The organism is Devosia sp. (assembly GCF_048261455.1).
GTDB lineage: Bacteria > Pseudomonadota > Alphaproteobacteria > Rhizobiales > Devosiaceae > Devosia_A.
Genome location: NZ_JBLXGA010000002.1, coordinates 55,643 through 71,872, shown reverse-complemented (window position 1 = coordinate 71,872; position 16,230 = coordinate 55,643). Strand labels below are relative to the sequence as shown.

The window sequence follows — 16,230 nt, the reverse complement described above, 5'->3', positions numbered from 1 at the left end:
GTCCTCAACTAATAGACCGCCGCCAACAGGCGCGCGGTGTACTCATTCTGCGGGTTCGTCAGCACGTCGCGTGCTGTACCCTCTTCGACGATGCGACCCTGGTTCATCACATAGACCCGGTCGCAGATCAGCCGCACGACATTCACGTCGTGCGAAATGAAGATGATCGTCAGGTCGCGCTCGCGGATCAGCTTGACGAACAGCTCCAGCACCTGCGCCTGAATGGAGACGTCGAGCGAACTCAGCGGTTCGTCGCAAACCAGCAGTTCCGGCTCCACGGCGATGGCCCGCGCAATGGCGATGCGCTGGCGCTGGCCGCCGGAAAACTCATGCGGATAGCGATCGCTGCAATCGGCGGGCAACCCGACCTCTTCGAGCAATTGCGCTGCCCGCGTCTGTCGCTGGGCTTTGGTCAGCTCCGGCTTGTGCAGCGCCAGCCCTTCCATGATGCTCGCACCCACGGTGGCGCGCGGGTTCAGGCTGCCGAAAGGATCCTGAAAGACGATCTGCACTCGCGCCTTGAAGCCGAACGCATCGGATTTGGCGAAACCCGCCACGTCGCGACCGTCATAGCGATAGGTGCCGGCGGTATAGCTGGCGAGCCGGGTGATGATATTGGCGACCGTGGATTTGCCACTGCCGCTCTCGCCCAGGATGCCGACCACTTCACCGCGGTTGACCACGAGGTTCACATCGCTCAGCGCAAAGCTGCGGCTTTGCACCAGCAGCTGTTTGCCGAAAGTCTTCCCGACGCCTTCGAGCGTCACCAGCGGGGTCTCGGTCATTGGCGGGCTCCCCGTCCAACTATGCAGGCGCTGAACGCCTCAGCGGGAATGGTGTTGAGCGGCAGCGGCGTGTTGCGGCACCTGTCCTCGACATAGCGGCAGCGCGAGGCGAAGGCGCAGCCGGTCAGCCCGAACCCGGCGCCCACCGGCTCGCCGCGAATGGCGCGAATGTCCTCCAGCGCCTTGTCCTTGCTGGGAATGCAGTCGAACAGTGCTTCGGTATAGGGATGCACCTGCTCGCTGCCGATCTCCGATGCGGCGGCGATATTGTGCAGCTGACCGCCGTAGAGCACCGCCACCCGGTCGACGCTTTGGCGCAGCAGTTCGAGATTGTGGCTGATCAGGATCACCGCCATGCCGCGTGTCCGGCACCGGTCGAGCATCAGTTCGATCACCCGGCGCTGGGTGATCGCGTCGAGCGCCGTGGTCGGCTCGTCGGCGATCAGCAGCTTGGGATCCTGCGCCAGCGCGATGGCAAACACGATGCGCTGCCGCATGCCGCCGGAAAACTGGTCTGGAAACTGGTTGAACGCCAGTTCCGGCTCCGGAATACCGACCTCGGCCAGAACCTTGATCGCGGCTTCGCGCGTCTCGTTGGCGTTCATCGCCATGCCGCGCGCCAGATAGAGCGCCTCGGTGATCTGCTTGCCGACGCGCATTGTCGGGTTCAGCGACGAGAACGGGTCCTGCGGTACGAAGGCGATATTGGCCCCCAGCAGCTTCCGCGCCGCTTTGGCATAGCCCTCGGTCGGCAGCGTGCTGCCATCGAAGGTCACTTCGCCATTCGCAAGATAGGTGTCGTCCTGCAGTCCGAAGATCGTCCGCGTCAGCAGCGTCTTGCCGGAGCCGGACTCACCCACCACACCGAACACTTCGCCATGCCCGACAGAAAAGCCGACACCGGTCACCATGGGCTTCTTGTTGGAGCGCAGGGCCACGGTCGCGTCGTGGATTTCGAGAAGGGGTTTTTGCATCTGGAGTGTCACCGGTCCGCTAGCGTCGACGCGAGGTCGGATCGAGTTCGCGCCGCAACATGTCGCCGATGATGTTGAAGCTGAACGCGGTGAGGAAAATCATCAGGCCTGGCGCCAGGACGATCCACCAGCCATTGGCTACATAGGAGCGCCCGTCGGCGATCATCGCACCCCATTCCGGTGCTGGGATCTGCGCGCCGACGCCGATGAAGCTCAGGCCCGAGATCGCCAGCATGATCGCCGAGATATCGAGCGTCACCTGCACGATCAGCACGTCGAACGCATTGGGGATCACGTAGCGCAGCACCTTGGCATGCGTCGGCACGCCCAGGGCATCGGCGCTGGCGATGAACTTGCGCGACAGGATGTCGACCGTCACCATGCGCGTCAGCCGCGCATAGTTCGGCCACCACGAAAAGATCAGCGCCCATACGGCCGCTTCGAGGCTGGCGCCCATCGCCGAGGCAAAACCCAGCGCCAGGATCAGCGGTGGAAAGCCCAGCCACACATCGGCAAGTCGCATCAGCAGATTGTCGACGGCCCCGCCCACAAAGGCCGAGAGGATTCCCACAGCACAGCCGAAAAGCACCACGACCACCAGCACCACGGCGGTCGAGGCCAGCGTCAGCCGCGCGCCATAGAGCAACCGGCTCAGAACGTCCCGGCCCGAGCCGTCGGTGCCCAGCAAATGCTCCAGCGACGGCGGTTGCAGCTTACCGCGGAAGTCGATCTGCAGCGGGTCGAACGGCGTCAGCCAGCCACCGAAGATCGCCATCAGGATTACCAGTCCGGCGACGATCAGCGCCGTGCGCTCCACATGGGTGCGCGCGTAATTCCACAATGTCAGCATCAGTTCGCTCCCCGCTTGCGCGGGCTCAGCGCGTAAATCAGAATGTCGATCAGCAGGTTGGCTGCGAGGAACACCGCGCCCACCACCAGCACCACCGCCACCACGGCATTGATGTCCGATTGCGTCACTGCCTTGATGGCGTAGCGCCCAATCCCCGGGCGGCCGAAGATTTCCTCCACCAGCACGGTCGCGCCCAGCATCCAGCCGAACTGCATGCCGAAGACCGTGAGGGCAGGGGTCGCACCATTGGCAAACACATGCCGGAACATGATCCGGCCCTCGCCGGCGCCTTTGGCCCGGGCCAGCGTCACATAATCCTTGCGGAATTCATTGATCATCGAGGTGCGGGTGATGCGCACGCCGACCGCGGTGAACAGCAGCGACAGCGCCACCGCCGGCAGCACCAGATGCGCCAGCGTGTCGAGCGTTATGCCGGGTTGGCCCGTAATCAGCCCGTCGATCAGGTAGAACCCCGTCGGCCCCTCGAAATTGCGGTTGGCAAAGCTGATCCGCCCCGCGATCGGCAGCAGCCCCCAGTTTCCGGCAACGATCTGCTGCAGCAGGATCGCGATCCAGAACACCGGCAGTCCGGCGCCCGCCATCACCAGCAGCCGCACCGTGTCGTCGAAGCGCGAATTGGCCCAGCGCGCCGTCAATAGTCCCAGCGGCATGGAAATCCCGAGATTGATCGCCATGGCGACGAACACCAGTTCCAGCGACGGCGGCAGTTCACGGATCAGGTCGGTGAGGATCGGCTGCTGGGTGAACCAGGAAATGCCGAGATCACCGCGCAGGATATTGCCGACATAAATGCCGAACTGCACGAAGATCGGCTGGTCCAGCCCCATCTGCTGGCGCAGCAGCGCGATCTTTTCCGCGCCGGCATTGGGTCCCGCCGCCACCAGGGCCGGGTCACCGGCCACCACATGGCTGAGCAGGAAGGTAATCAGTAGCAGGATGAAAAGGGACAGGATCGAGAACGCGATCCTTTGCAGTGCATACCTCATTTCCCGTCCCTTTGGTCGTCGTCAGTCAGTCAGGGTCGATCAGTCGACGCTGATGTCCATGTAGTTGAAGGTCTGGTGATGGGCGGGGTTGTAGACATAGCCCTTCACCGCATCGGACATCGCGACCACCGAACCGGGCAGCGACACGGTGATGACCACATGGTCATCGCCCACCAGTTCCTGCACCTCGCCATACATTTCGGCGCGCTCGTCGGGGTTCGGCGAAGTCGCGGCGTCGTTCAGCAGCGCATCGACATCCGGATTTTCATACTGCGACCAGTTGTAGCCGCCGTTCACCCCGGTCAGAGCGCCGTTGAACGTCGAGTTCAACACCGCGTGCGGGTCGGGAAAGCCCGGGAAGCTGTAGATCATGTTGAGGTCGGACGTGGTGTCGATCGCCGTCAGCGTCGCCGCCTGCGCCGGCCAGGTCATGCCTTCGGCTTCGAGGTCGATGCCGATCTGCGCCAGATTCGACTGCAGCTGTTCCACTGCACTCTTTTCTTCCTGGATCGCCGGCAGGTAGCGCACCAGCAGCTTGGTGCCGGCCCAGCCCTTTTCGTCGACCATAGCCTTGGCGGCCTCTAGATCGTAACCGGTCTCGGTGCCCGAGACATGGCCCATCCAGCCAACCGGCAACGGGCCATCCGGCAGCGTCCCGAAGCCCATCAGCACCTGCTCCAGATGCAGCTCGCGGTCGAAGGCCATCGACAGCATCTCGCGGAATTCGGGATCCGCCGTCGGGCCGTCGCCGGCCGTCTTGATGGCGAAATACAGCGGCGTTGCGGCCGCGCCGACATCAACCGTGTAGCCGGCCTCATCCATCAGCGCGAGCTTGTCTTCCACCGTGATATCGGGCGCGATCTGCACTTCGCCGCTCTTGAGCAGGCTCAGCTGCGTCGAGGGCTCCGAGACATAGCGGAACACGACTTCTTCCACATGCTCGCCGTCCCAGCCGCCCCAGAATTCGGGATAGGCCTTCAGCGTCACCGCTTCGGTCGGGTTGTACGCGGTGATGGTGTAGGGGCCGGTGCCGGCCTCGTTCACCGCCAGCCACTGGCGCCCGTTGTCGTCGCCCATGTTCGGCTCGACCATCGCCTTCGACACGATATAGACGCGAGACAGCGCCGAGGTGAAGGGCCCGAACGAGGCGCTCAGGTTCAGCTTGATGGTGTTGTCGTCGACCACTTCGGCGCCGACATAGGGGCCGAGGTCGTTCAGCACATTGGCCGAAGCCGCCTGCAGCCGGTCGAGCGTGAACTTCACGTCTTCCGCCGTCATCGGCGAGCCATCGTGGAAGGTCACGTCGTCGCGCAGGGTGAACGTGTAGCTCAGCCCGTCGTCGGACACCTCCCATTCGGTCGCGAGGCGTGGGCTGACCGAGGTCTCGCCGGCCTTGAACTGCACGAGCGCGTCATAGACGCCGATCAGCAGCTGGTTGACCGTCGAATTCGTCGCGTTGGCCGGGTCCAGATTCTCCGGCGTTTCATTCTCGGCAATCACCAGAACCCCGCTGGGGTCGGCCAGGGCGACGCCGGGAAGCGCCACGGCTGTGAGCGAAAGGGCGAGAGCAGATACCATAGTCCGAAATGTGCGCACCATTAACCTCCGTGGATCACATTGTATACGATATGTATTGGAAGCTAACACAGCGACGGAGCGTGTCAACGCTTAGGCGTGTCGGATTTGCAGTGGGCGGGATGCCGTAGGCTGCAAGCCGGCCAGCAGGCATCCGCTGCGCCGCCCCTTCACGACATTGACCAATCGGCACGCACACTGCATACAGAGCGCATGCCGTGACTTCAACAGCGCGCCCCAGAGCGGCACGCCAATGACAAGCGAGGACTACCCATGCGTTCCATAAAGGTGACCGCCGGCCCCTACACATTCGAAGGCCATCTGGAAGACGAACTGGCGCCCAAGACCTGCGCCGCTTTCGCCGCGCAGATGCCCTATACCGGCAAGATCGTGCACGTTCGTTGGAGCGGCGAGGGCGTGTGGATTCCCCTCGGCGACCTCGATTTCGGCGTCACCTACGAGAACCACACCAGCCACCCGGCGCCGGGCCACGTAATCCTCTATCCGGGTGGCATCAGCGAGACCGAAATCCTGCTCGCCTATGGCGGTGTGGATTTCTCGTCGAAGATGGGTCAGCTCGCCGGCAACCACTTCATCACGCTGACCGGTGGCCTTGAAAACCTCCACGCCCTCGGCACCAAGGTGCTCTGGGAAGGCGCGCAGGACATCCGCTTCGAGTTCGTCTGAGCCAACACGCCGCCGCCGCTTCGCCGGCCATGAAGTCGTCTCCCTCCCCCGTGTGGGGAGGGATCAAGGGTGGGGGCGTCCCGCGCGTCGAGCGCCCCCATTCCGTTAGTCGATGACGATCAACTCCTGAAAGCCTTCGGTCAGCCGCTCGCCGCCGCCGGGCCGCACCACGACGCAATCTTCGATCCGGGCACTTGCCCCGGAAGTCTGCAGGATCGAGGGCTCGACCGTGAACACCATGCCCTCTTCGACCGTGATGTCGCTGCCCTTGGTCAGGAACGGCGGCTCGTGCACGTCCCAGCCGATCGAATGCCCCAGCCGGTGCCGGAAGGCTTCGCCATAGCCGGCATCGGCGATCACGGCACGCGCCGCCGCATCCGCCTCGGCGCAGGTCGCCGCACCGGCCTTTAGCATCGCGATGCCCGCCGCCTGCGACTGCATGATCAGCCCATGCACCTTCAGCTGTTCGTCGCTCGGCGCGCCGAACACCACCGTCCGTCCATAGTCATAGACCGGCCCGTCGCCGATGGCGCCGAAATCGAGGAGGATAGAGACACCGGGCAACAGCGGCCGCGGCCAGGATCCGAGCCGGTCGCCCGGCAGCCACGGATGCTCCGGTCCGGTGCAATAGAGCGTCGTCGTGAACGAGGGGCCGAGCGAGCCCAGCCGCTTCATCTGCAGATCGAGCTCGGCAGTCATCTCGAGCTCGGTCATCCCCGCCTTGAAGCTCGGGATCGCCGCCTTCAGCGCCCCCTCGGTAATCGCGCCGGCGGCCCGCATCAGCGCAATCTCGTCGGCATCCTTGATCTGCCGCAGCGGCCGCAGCAGCGCCGTCGCCGACGAGAATTTCGCGTCGGGCAACAGCTGCTGCAGTTCGATCATCGTTTCGGCTTCGGCGGTCTCGCTCACCGCCACGCGCGGTGCGGCCGGCAGCTTCAGTGAGTCGAGAATGCCGCGCACCATGGTTCGCGGGTCATCCCATTCGCCCAGCACCCGCACGTCGAGATCGTCATTGCCATCGGCGCGGCCGCCGAGTTCGGCTGTCATGCGCGGCAGCGTCAGGATCGGCGTCTGCCCCGGCGCCATCCAGGCGCCCTCCAGCCAGCCACCAGGGTGGATCACCCGGCCGAAATTGGGCGTGTCCCGCCGGATCCCGGCCAGATAGTCGAGATCGGTCGAAAACGGGATGAACACCAGATCGGCCTTTCCGGCGATCAGCTCGAGATATTTGCGACGGCGTTCGGCATAAGTGGCCACGGGACTTGTCCTCAGTTGGTGGATGCGCCGGCAAACTGCGCGGCGGCGACATGACAGGCCGCACTGCGCCCCGGCAGCAACTCCTGCCGCCTCGGCTCGTCAGTGCGGCAGATGGGAATGGCGGCCGGGCAGCGCGGATGAAACCGGCAGCCGCTCGGGGGCGCGGACGGATCGGGCACGTCGCCAGGCAGGTCCGCCGGCAGCCGCCCGCGTCCGTCCGGGCGCGGAATGGCGCCAATCAGCGCCTTGGAATAGGGGTGCAGCGGCTCGGCCCACAGGTCCCGGCTCGGGCCCGTCTCGGCGATCTTGCCCAGATACATCACCGCGGTCACGTCGGCGATTTTTCTGACGATCGCGAGGTCATGCGAAATGAACAGTAATCCCATGTCGAGTTCGCGCACGATCTCCAGCAGCAGATTGGCGATCGCCGCCTGGGCCGATGCATCGAGCGCCGAGATCGGCTCGTCCGCGACAATGCACTCGGGTCGCGCCGCCAACGCCCGGGCAATCGCAATGCGTTGCCGCTGCCCGCCCGAAAACTGATGGGGGAAGCGTGACACCGCGTCGGTCGGCAGGCCCACGCGCTCGAGGCACTCGCCCGGGCTCATCGCCGCTTCGCCGGCAGCCAGCGCCACGCGCGTGCCCTCGGCAATCTGGTCGCCGATTGTCCGGCGCGGGTTCAGCGAGGAATAGGGGTCCTGAAACACCATCTGCAGCTTGCGCTGTTTGACCGGCCGCGCCGCCCGGCCCAGCGGCACCAGCGGTTCGCCCTGAAACGTCACGCTGCCGCCCGACGGGGCGATCAGCCCCACGGCGGCCTTGCCCAGCGAGGACTTGCCGCAGCCTGATTCCCCCACCAGCGCCACCACCTGGCCGCGTTCGACGCTGAGGTCGACCCCGGCCACGGCGCGCACGCTCTTGCCGGCATGACCGGCATAGCTGACTTCGAGATCGCGGATATCGAGCAGGCTCATGCCGCGACCTCGGCGAACGGATCGACCACGCAGGCGATCGCCTGGTCCGGTGCGACGGGCGCCAGCGGCGGCTCGGCCAGCTGGCAGCGCGGCTGCGCATAGGCGCATCTGGGGTGGAAAGCACAGCCTTCCGGCAGCCGGCTGATGGCGGGCGGTGCCCCTTCCAGCGGCAGCAGCTTGGCCGCGTCATCCTCGACATTGGGCAGCGCATCCAGCAGCCCGCGCGTATAGGGGTGGCGCGGCAGCCCCAGCACGTCATTGCGCCCGCCGATCTCGACGATCCGCCCGGCATACATCACCGCCACCCGGTCTGCGACGGCGCTCATCACTCCGAGGTCATGGGTGATCAGCAGCACCGACAGCCCCAGGTCGTCGCGCAATTCGCGCAGCAGCCGCAGGATGCCGGCCTGCACTGTCACATCGAGTGCCGTGGTCGGCTCGTCGGCAATCAGCAGTTTCGGGTCGCAGGTCAGCGCAATGGCAATCGCGATCCGCTGCCGCATGCCGCCCGAAAACTGGTGCGGATACCGCTTCAGCGCCTGTTTGGGGTCCGGAATGCGCACCTTGGCCAGAAGCTGTGCCGCGTGGTCGAGCGCCGCCTGGCCCTTCAGCCCGCGATGCCGCGTCAGGTGTTCGCTCATCTGCCTGCCGATCGACAGCATCGGATGAAGCGCGGTCAACGGATCCTGGAACACCATGGATATGTCGCGCCCGCGGATATCGGCCATCTGCCGCTCGCCGAGGTCCAGGAGGTTCTTGCCGTCATAGCCGATCCGGCCACTCGCCTGACCGCCCTGCGGCAACAAGCCCAAGAGGCTCAGCGCCGTGATCGTCTTGCCGCTGCCGCTCTCGCCCGCCAGCCCGACGATCTCGCCGCGCCCGATGGCGAAATCGACGCCCCGCACGGCGTAGAGCCGCGAGCCATCGGGCGCACCGAGGCTGATCGCCAGGTTTTCGACCGTCACAAGGCTCATCGGAATTCCTTCGACGAGCGCGGGTCGAGCACGTCGCGCAGCGTGTCACCGAGGAAATTGGCGGCCAGCACCACCAGCAGGATGGCGAGACCCGGGAACAGGCTCAGCCACCACTTGTCGAAAAACCGCGTCCCTTCCGACACCATGCTGCCCCACTCGGCCGAGGGCGGCTGGGCGCCGAGCCCGAGAAAGCTCAGCCCGGCGAGGATCAGCACCGCATGGCCATATTCGAGTGCCGCCAGCACCACCACCGGCCCGGCGACGTTCGGCCGGACGTCGACCCACAGCGTCCGCGCCGCCGAAGCGCCGAGCAACCGCGAGGATTGCACATAGGGCTCGTCGCGAATGGTCAGGATCATGGCGCGCACCACACGCGCATAGGTCGGCCAGCTGACGATCACCACCGCCAGCACCGCGTTGAACAGGTTCGGCCCCAGCGCCGCCACCACCGCCATGGCGAGAATGATATCGGGGAACGCCATCACGAGGTCCGCGGCACGCATGATGATGCCGTCGATCCAGCCGCCGAAGAACCCGGCGATCGCCCCCAGCGCTGTGCCGATCAGCGCCGACATTACCACCAGCTGCAGCGCATAGGGCAGCGAGATCCGCGCCCCGTGGATCACCCGGTCGAACAGGTCGCGTCCCAGCTGGTCGGTGCCGAACCAGTGCTCGGCGCTCGGCGGCTGCAGCCGCATGGCCTTGATCGCCGTGCCGCCGTCGGGCGCAATCAGCGGTGCCACCAGCGCAATGACGATGAAGCCGATCAGGATGGCGGCGCCGATCAGCCCGAGAGGCTGCAGCCACAGCGAGCGCTGGCGCTTGCCGGCCGCGTGTGGCCCGGCGATGGCGGGGGAAGTATCGCTCATCCGAGGCGGATCCTTGGATCGATGACCGCATACAGGATGTCGATCACCAGATTGACGAGAATATAGACGACGGCGATCACGAGGCTCACGCCCATGATGGCCCTGAGGTCGAGCGCCAGCGCGCTGCGATAGGCGTATTCGCCGATGCCCGGCCACGAGAACACGGATTCGACCAGCACCGCGCCGCCCAGCATTCGCCCGAAGGCCATGCCGGAGACCGTGATGATCGCCGCGAGCGCGGGCCGCAACGCATGGCGCAGGATCACCGTCGCCGGCAGCAGCCCCTTGGCCTTGGCCGAGCGCACATAGTCCTGCCCCAGCGACTCGAGCATTGCTGCGCGGGTGAACCGTGTCACCGCGCCGATTGTATAGACGGCCAGCACCATGGCCGGCAGCGCCAGATGCGCCAGCGCGTCCCACAGCAGCGGCCAGTCGCCCACCAGCGTCGCGTCGATGATCACCAGCCCGGTGAACGGTCCCGGCACGTCGGCGCCCGGCGACAGTCGCCCGACCCCGGGGGAAATCCCGAGCTGATAGAAGAACACATAAAGGCAGATCAGGCCGAGCCAGAACGTCGGCACCGATACCCCCGCCAGCGACAGCACCCGGATCACATGGTCCGGCCATCGCTCCCGCCAGATCGCGGCGATGATCCCCAGCCCGACCCCGACCACCATGGCAATCACCATGGCCACGGCCGCCAGCTCGATCGTCGCCCCCATATACTTGCCCAGGTCGTCGGCAACCGGCCGGCGCGATTGCTGCGATTCACCGAAATCGCCCTGCAGCAGCCGGCTCACATAGACCACATATTGCTCGGGTAGCGGCTTATCGAGGCCATAGTGCGCGCGGAAGGCGGCGACGATTTCCGGGTCGGACGCGGCGCGGTCGCCCAGGCTCGCGACCACCGGGTCGCCGGGCACCACCTGCGTCAGCGCGAAGGATACCAGCGTCACCCCCACGCACAACAGCGCGCCGACAACCAGTCGGCGCGCCGTGAAGCGGACGATGCCGGGCAGCTTGTACCAAAAGGCTGCAAACATCGTCATCTTGCGTCAGTCTCTCACTCTGCCAGTTCGGCCGCGCCGAGGTCGACAGTCCACATCGGGTTGTAGGGCAGGGGCTCGATCGTGTTCGAGGTTGCCACAGTCACGGCCGGCTGGAACAGCCCGATGAACGGACCTTCCGCATTCATTGCCTTCTGCCATGTCTCATAGAGCGGCGCGCGCTCGTCCGGATCGATCGCGGCTGCAGCCGCATCGGCGGCTTCGATCACGTCCGGTGCCGCGCCTTCGGCCCAACCGGCACGCAGACCGACCAGAGCACCCGGGTTGAACAGCAGATAGTTGCTGGGATCGGGGAAGTCCGGACCCCACCACTGGATCGACATCTGCATCGTGCCGGCACGATAAACGTCCAGAATGGCGCTGATCGGTTCGGGCTTCAGCTCGGTCTCGATGCCGACGGCCAGCAGGTCCTGCTGCAGCTTGGCGGCGATATCGGAGAACGACACGCCGTTCTTGGTCAGGTCCGAGGCATAGCCGAGTTCGACGACCGGGTTCTCGATCCCCGAGCGCTCAAGCGCTTCCTTGGCCTTTTCGACGTCCTGCGACGGGCCTTCCGAGGCCGGCAGCGCACCGGCGAACATGCTCGGCACCACGCTGCCCGGCCGCTGCGCACCGGCACCGACGAGGTTCAGGATGCCGTCATAGTCGATGGCGTAGCGCACCGCTTCCTTGAAGTCCGGGTTCGCGGTGATCTCCGAAATCTCGGGGTTCGAGTTGGTGAACAGGAAGCCGACATCAGCGCCGGCGGTCTGCTCGACATTAACGTTGTCACCCAGCGACGACACCATGTCCGGCGGCACATCCAGCGCAATCTGGCTGGCACCGCGCGAGATGTTCATCTGCTGCGCGCTGGTGTCGACATTGCGGATCACGATGGTGTCGAAATCCGGCGTCTCGCCCCAATATTCATCATTGCGCTTCAGTACGATTTCCGAAGCCATGTCGTACTTGTCGAGCACATAGGGGCCCGAACCGGCCGAGGTGGTCGCGAGGAAAGCATCAGCCGTGTCCTCGGTGCTAGCGTCCTCGCTTGCCGAGCCGCCGTTTTCCATCAGCAGGTCGGCGTTGAGGATGGCCAGCGCCGGGTTGGTCAGCTTGTAGGGCAGACCCGGATCGGACTCTTCGGTGGTCAGCACCACCGTGCCCTCTTCCTCGCCGGCCGCAACGCTGACGCCGGCCATCAGGAAGGACGGCGTGCCCTTCACATTGGCGACGCGCTGCAGCGAGAACACCACGTCTTCCACCGTCACCGGCGTGCCATCGGCAAACGTGGCATCGGGGTTGACCGTGAAGGTGAAGGTCTTCGAATCGTCGGAAATGACGGGCAGGCTGGCAATCGACGGCACGACCTTGGTCAGGTCGCCGCCATCGAAGGTCACCAGGTTTTGGTAGATGGCGTGCATGAACAGGTTGGCAGTCGGCTCGAACTGCCGCGCCGGGTCGGCGGTCTTCAGCTGAAAGTTGGTGTCGACCACCAGCGTTTCAGCCTGTGCGGCGGCGGTGCCGAGGCTGAGCGTGACGGCCAGGGCGGCCAGCACACCACGGGTTGATGGGGTCCCTCGAGAAATACGCATCTTTCTTGCTCCAATGGGCATGACGTTTAGTGGCATGACGGGTCCGGCGCCGGTCAGATCAACGGTGTACGACGATTGAAACGACACGAGGCGTCGGCAAAATCAGGGGCGAGTTTGCTCTATTGTATGCGAACTGTACACGAAGGGAGGACAGCACAGGTAAAACACGCATGCAACCCTGCAGTGCGCAAAGTGATGTTCGCGCGGTGGGTTGGCGTCGCAGCCAGATCTGGTTCGAACGCACAAAGACCCCCGGCGCGTCTGGGCACACGGGGGTCTGTTGAAAGTCAGATGACTACTTTTGCGTCTGCTAGATTCCGGCGACCGCGACCCGCGTGCCGCTGTGCCCGGTTTCAATCAGAGCGTCGATCAGCCGATGCACCTTCAGCGCCTCTTCACCGGTGACCCGCGGCGGCCTGTCCTCGCGGATTGCGGCGACGAAGTCGGCAATGACCGCGCGGTGATAGTGATGCGGGAACGCCATCGGGTCGGCGCCGGTGCCGCCGGCGCTGTTGTCCGGCGCCAGTTCCGTCTTCTCGCCCGACTGCAACTGCACGGTCAGTTCTGTACCGATAAGGCTCGCTGTACCCTTGCTGCCGATGATTTCGATTCGCTCAGCAAACCCGGGGTAGGCGGCTGTCGTCGCGTCGATCGTGCCGAATGCGCCATTGGCGAACCGCGCCGCGGCACACACCAGGTCCTCGGTTTCCATCGTGTGAACCCGCGTCGTCGTCGCAAATCCGGCGACCTCCGCAACTGGTCCAACCAGACTGAGCATCAGGTCCAGTGTGTGGATTCCCTGTGACATCAGCACGCCGCCGCCGTCGCGGGCAAAGCTGCCCCGGCCCGGCTCGTCATAGTAGCTCTGTGGCCGCCACAACCGGATCGTCGTTGAACAGCCGACGATCTCGCCCAGTGCCCCGTCCGCCAGAAGCTCGGCGAGTTTCATGCCTGCCGGTCGGAACCGGTGCTGCAGCACCACGCCCAGCTTCACCCCGGCTGCGCGGCACGCTTCCACCACGGCCTCGGCCCGCTCGGTCGTGATGTCGACCGGTTTTTCCAGCAGCACGTGCTTGCCGGCGTGCGCGCAGCGCTCGGCAATATCGAGATGCGTATTGGCCGGCGTCAGGATCAGCACGGCCTCGACGCTGTCGTCGCTGAGAATCGTCTCTAGGCTGTCGCACAGCGGAAAATCGAATGTCTCGGCAAAAGCTGCGCGACGCTCAGCGCTGGGCGCGAAGGCATGAACGACCTCGACACTGTCCCTGAGGTCTTCGAGCCCCCTGGCATGCGGCGTCACCGCCATGCCGAGCCCAACGATTGCAATACGCGTGCGGGTCATCTGTCAAAATCCTCCTCAGTGTCAGCGCGGTCGGTGCGCCCGGCTTACGGCGGGCCGCAAGCTTGAACAAGTGCAGGCGGTACCGTTGCTGCGCACCAACAGGCAATCGCGCCTCTGCATCCATTTACGGCGAAGCACTTAACTGCCCGATTTTTGGGCTGATCATGAAAAAACGCACAGTTTTGACGAGAATGACTGCTTCTGGGCGCCCAGCGCTGTTGCAGACGCTGTCATTCTGGTCAATGGTGTATGACCCGCCGGTAATCGTGGACGCTAAAGTATCGCGAACGGCCGGGACGACTTGTTAGACGAGTCATCCATACGGAGGAGAAACTTATGGATATCAAGAACCTGAGCCGTCGTAGCCTGTTGCTGGGCACGGCTCTGGCAGGTGTCGGTCTGATGGCGAGCGGCGGAGCTCTGCCTGCGCTGGCGCAGGACGAGGCACTGCCCACCGGTGAGGCTGGCACGCTTACCGTCATTCACCGCACCGAATATTTCGAAGCGGCGCAGCAGGCGTTCCGTGACACCGTTCAGGAATTCGCCGACGAAAAGGGCGTCGCCCTCGACATCTCGACCACCAATCCCGAGTCCTTCGGCGACTTCATGGGCAAGATGACGGCCGCGGTGCGCGCCGGCAATCCGCCGGACTTCGCCTATACGTCCAACGTCTCGATTTCGCAGCTGCACCTGCTCGATCTGGTTGAGGACGTGACCGACGTCGTCGATAAGGCCGTGGAGATGTACGGCGACATCATGCCGGGTCTCAATGCAGCGCAGACCGCGAAGCTTGACGGCCGCTGGTATGCCATCCCGCTTATCGGCACGACCACGGGCTTTTACGCGCGCGGTGACAAGCTGAAGGAAGCCGGCATCGACCCCGCTTCGCTCACGAACATCATCGATCGTCGCGAGGCCGCGCTGGCCATCTCCGATCCGGAGAACGACTTCTACGGCTGGGGTTTCACGCCCAACCAGTCCGGTGACGGATTTGGCTTCCTGATCTCCGTCGTTCAGGCCTTCGGCGGTTCGTTCACCGACGAGTCCGGCACGGTCATCACCTTCGATTCGCCCGAGACCGTTGAGGCCTTCAAGTTCCTCGACGAGACCTACGATCGTGACGGCAAGTACGCCGACATGCTGCCGCCGGGCATCGAGAGCTGGAACGACGTCGGCAATAACGAAGCCTTCCTCGCCGGCCAGATCGGCTTCACGCAGAACGCCTTCTCGATCTACGCCCAGGCCAAGCGTGACAACAATCCGGTCTACGATGATATCGTTCTGCTCCCGGCACCTGCCGCAATCAACGGCGACAGCCGCGATGGTGGTAACGTCGGTGGCTGGATGACCATCTTCAAGAACTCTCCGAATGGCGAGCTCGCCAAGGAACTGGCGCTCGACCTGCTGAACCCGGAGAACTTCAACAAGATTTCGGCTCTCGGCGGCGTGCTCTTTACGCCGGCCTATCAGGACCTCTGGACTGAGGAACTGATGGCAACCGATCCGAACCTTGCAACCATCAAGCAGCAGGTGGATGTGCCCGATCCGTTCATCGGCCAGTCCTGGCCTGCTGACCCGAATGCGGGCATCGACGCCATCCGCGCCCAAGGCGTGCTGGAGCAGTCGGTGGGCAACATGATCGCGGGTCGCATGACCCCCGAGGAAGCCGTTGCCGACGCCCACCAGAAGATGGTGGATCTGTTCGAAGAAGGCGGGATCTCGCAGCCATAAGGCTGACGTGACTCCCCGCGGAAGGGCAGTTCGCTGCCCTTCCGCGTTACCGCGCCGCTATGCGTCATGACCGTTCGACGCGCGGCACCATCTCCTGCGCCGAGACGGTACACGGCGCTTTAGCTGGAAGGAGCCTGTCTGTGGACAAGCGCATTTCTATTGGTAGCCCTGTTGTCGGCGCCAGCTCTACCGCGCCGCGTCCGCGGTTCAAGGTGAAGGATATTCTCGGCCGCGATTGGCGCATTGCCTATCTGTTCGTGTTGCCGATGTTTCTGCTCATGGCGGGCCTGATTTTCTGGCCGTTCATCAGCGCCATCGCGATGTCGACCACGACATTCAACTTCCTGACAGGCGACACGGTCAGTGTCGGCCTGCGCAACTACCAAAAGCTCTACACAAATTCCGACTATCTGCTGTCGCTGTCCAACACGATCAACTTCACCTTCTGGTCGTTGTCGATCAAGTTCGTCACCGGCATGACCATCGCCATGATCCTGCACTCCAAGATCCCTTGGAGGAATTTCATCTCGGCCATCATGCTGCTGCCCTGGATCGTGCCGCAAA

General features: G+C 64.5%; 15 protein-coding genes. 3 read left to right on the top strand and 12 right to left on the bottom strand.

Going from position 1 to position 16,230, the window contains the following annotated elements; genetic code table 11:
• Positions 1 to 8 precede the first annotated feature (8 nt).
• From ACN0TK_RS02360 to ACN0TK_RS02340, 5 genes are read right to left on the bottom strand one after another with little or no spacing between them, the layout of a single operon-like run.
• Complete coding sequence (locus ACN0TK_RS02360; protein ID WP_417307836.1) at positions 9 to 785, bottom strand: ABC transporter ATP-binding protein; 777 nt, start codon at positions 783 to 785, stop codon at positions 9 to 11.
• Entirely contained in the window at positions 782 to 1,759 is a 978-nt protein-coding gene (locus tag ACN0TK_RS02355) for an ABC transporter ATP-binding protein (protein ID WP_417307835.1), read from the bottom strand. Before ACN0TK_RS02355 ends, ACN0TK_RS02360 begins: the two co-directional genes overlap by 4 nt.
• A 19-nt stretch (positions 1,760 to 1,778) precedes the next feature.
• On the bottom strand, positions 1,779 to 2,609 hold the full coding sequence (locus tag ACN0TK_RS02350) for an ABC transporter permease (protein WP_417307834.1): 831 nt from the start codon (positions 2,607 to 2,609) through the stop codon (positions 1,779 to 1,781).
• Entirely contained in the window at positions 2,609 to 3,616 is a 1,008-nt protein-coding gene (locus ACN0TK_RS02345) for an ABC transporter permease (protein ID WP_417307833.1), read from the bottom strand. Before ACN0TK_RS02345 ends, ACN0TK_RS02350 begins: the two co-directional genes overlap by 1 nt.
• A gap of 39 nt (positions 3,617 to 3,655) precedes the next feature.
• Positions 3,656 to 5,194: an ABC transporter substrate-binding protein gene (locus ACN0TK_RS02340; protein WP_417307832.1), complete on the bottom strand. Its 1,539-nt coding sequence runs from the start codon at positions 5,192 to 5,194 to the stop codon at positions 3,656 to 3,658.
• A gap of 270 nt (positions 5,195 to 5,464) precedes the next feature.
• Here ACN0TK_RS02340 and ACN0TK_RS02335 point away from each other — a divergent pair, with 270 nt between their 5' ends.
• A complete protein-coding gene (locus ACN0TK_RS02335; protein WP_417307831.1) occupies positions 5,465 to 5,878 on the top strand; it encodes a DUF3830 family protein in 414 nt (137 codons plus the stop codon).
• Positions 5,879 to 5,983: 105 nt separating this feature from the next.
• Here ACN0TK_RS02335 and ACN0TK_RS02330 read toward each other — a convergent pair whose 3' ends face one another.
• The 7 genes from ACN0TK_RS02330 to ACN0TK_RS02300 all read right to left on the bottom strand — a co-directional run bounded on the left by ACN0TK_RS02330 (position 5,984) and on the right by ACN0TK_RS02300 (position 13,935).
• On the bottom strand, positions 5,984 to 7,135 hold the full coding sequence (locus ACN0TK_RS02330; RefSeq protein ID WP_417307830.1) for a M24 family metallopeptidase: 1,152 nt from the start codon (positions 7,133 to 7,135) through the stop codon (positions 5,984 to 5,986).
• A gap of 11 nt (positions 7,136 to 7,146) precedes the next feature.
• A complete protein-coding gene (locus tag ACN0TK_RS02325) occupies positions 7,147 to 8,109 on the bottom strand; it encodes an ABC transporter ATP-binding protein (protein ID WP_417307829.1) in 963 nt (320 codons plus the stop codon).
• Positions 8,106 to 9,083, bottom strand: coding sequence for an ABC transporter ATP-binding protein (locus ACN0TK_RS02320; RefSeq protein ID WP_417307828.1), 978 nt, complete (start codon positions 9,081 to 9,083; stop codon positions 8,106 to 8,108). Before ACN0TK_RS02320 ends, ACN0TK_RS02325 begins: the two co-directional genes overlap by 4 nt.
• Positions 9,080 to 9,952 carry an ABC transporter permease gene (locus ACN0TK_RS02315; RefSeq protein WP_417307827.1) on the bottom strand — a complete coding sequence of 291 codons (873 nt, stop codon included), beginning with the start codon at positions 9,950 to 9,952 and terminating at the stop codon, positions 9,080 to 9,082. Before ACN0TK_RS02315 ends, ACN0TK_RS02320 begins: the two co-directional genes overlap by 4 nt.
• Entirely contained in the window at positions 9,949 to 11,001 is a 1,053-nt protein-coding gene (locus ACN0TK_RS02310) for an ABC transporter permease (RefSeq protein WP_417307826.1), read from the bottom strand. Before ACN0TK_RS02310 ends, ACN0TK_RS02315 begins: the two co-directional genes overlap by 4 nt.
• Before the next feature lie 14 nt (positions 11,002 to 11,015).
• A complete protein-coding gene (locus ACN0TK_RS02305) occupies positions 11,016 to 12,593 on the bottom strand; it encodes an ABC transporter substrate-binding protein (protein ID WP_417307825.1) in 1,578 nt (525 codons plus the stop codon).
• 310 nt (positions 12,594 to 12,903) lie between these two features.
• The gene (locus tag ACN0TK_RS02300) at positions 12,904 to 13,935 is read right to left on the bottom strand and encodes a Gfo/Idh/MocA family protein (RefSeq protein ID WP_417307824.1); all 1,032 of its coding nucleotides are present in this window, start codon (positions 13,933 to 13,935) and stop codon (positions 12,904 to 12,906) included.
• A 336-nt stretch (positions 13,936 to 14,271) separates the two neighbouring features.
• Here ACN0TK_RS02300 and ACN0TK_RS02295 point away from each other — a divergent pair, with 336 nt between their 5' ends.
• Together ACN0TK_RS02295 and ACN0TK_RS02290 are read left to right on the top strand one after the other, a co-directional pair.
• On the top strand, positions 14,272 to 15,666 hold the full coding sequence (locus ACN0TK_RS02295) for an ABC transporter substrate-binding protein (protein WP_417307823.1): 1,395 nt from the start codon (positions 14,272 to 14,274) through the stop codon (positions 15,664 to 15,666).
• Between the two features lie 140 nt (positions 15,667 to 15,806).
• Positions 15,807 to 16,230: carbohydrate ABC transporter permease (locus ACN0TK_RS02290; RefSeq protein WP_417307822.1), on the top strand; the 424-nt coding region annotated here is incomplete at its 3' end.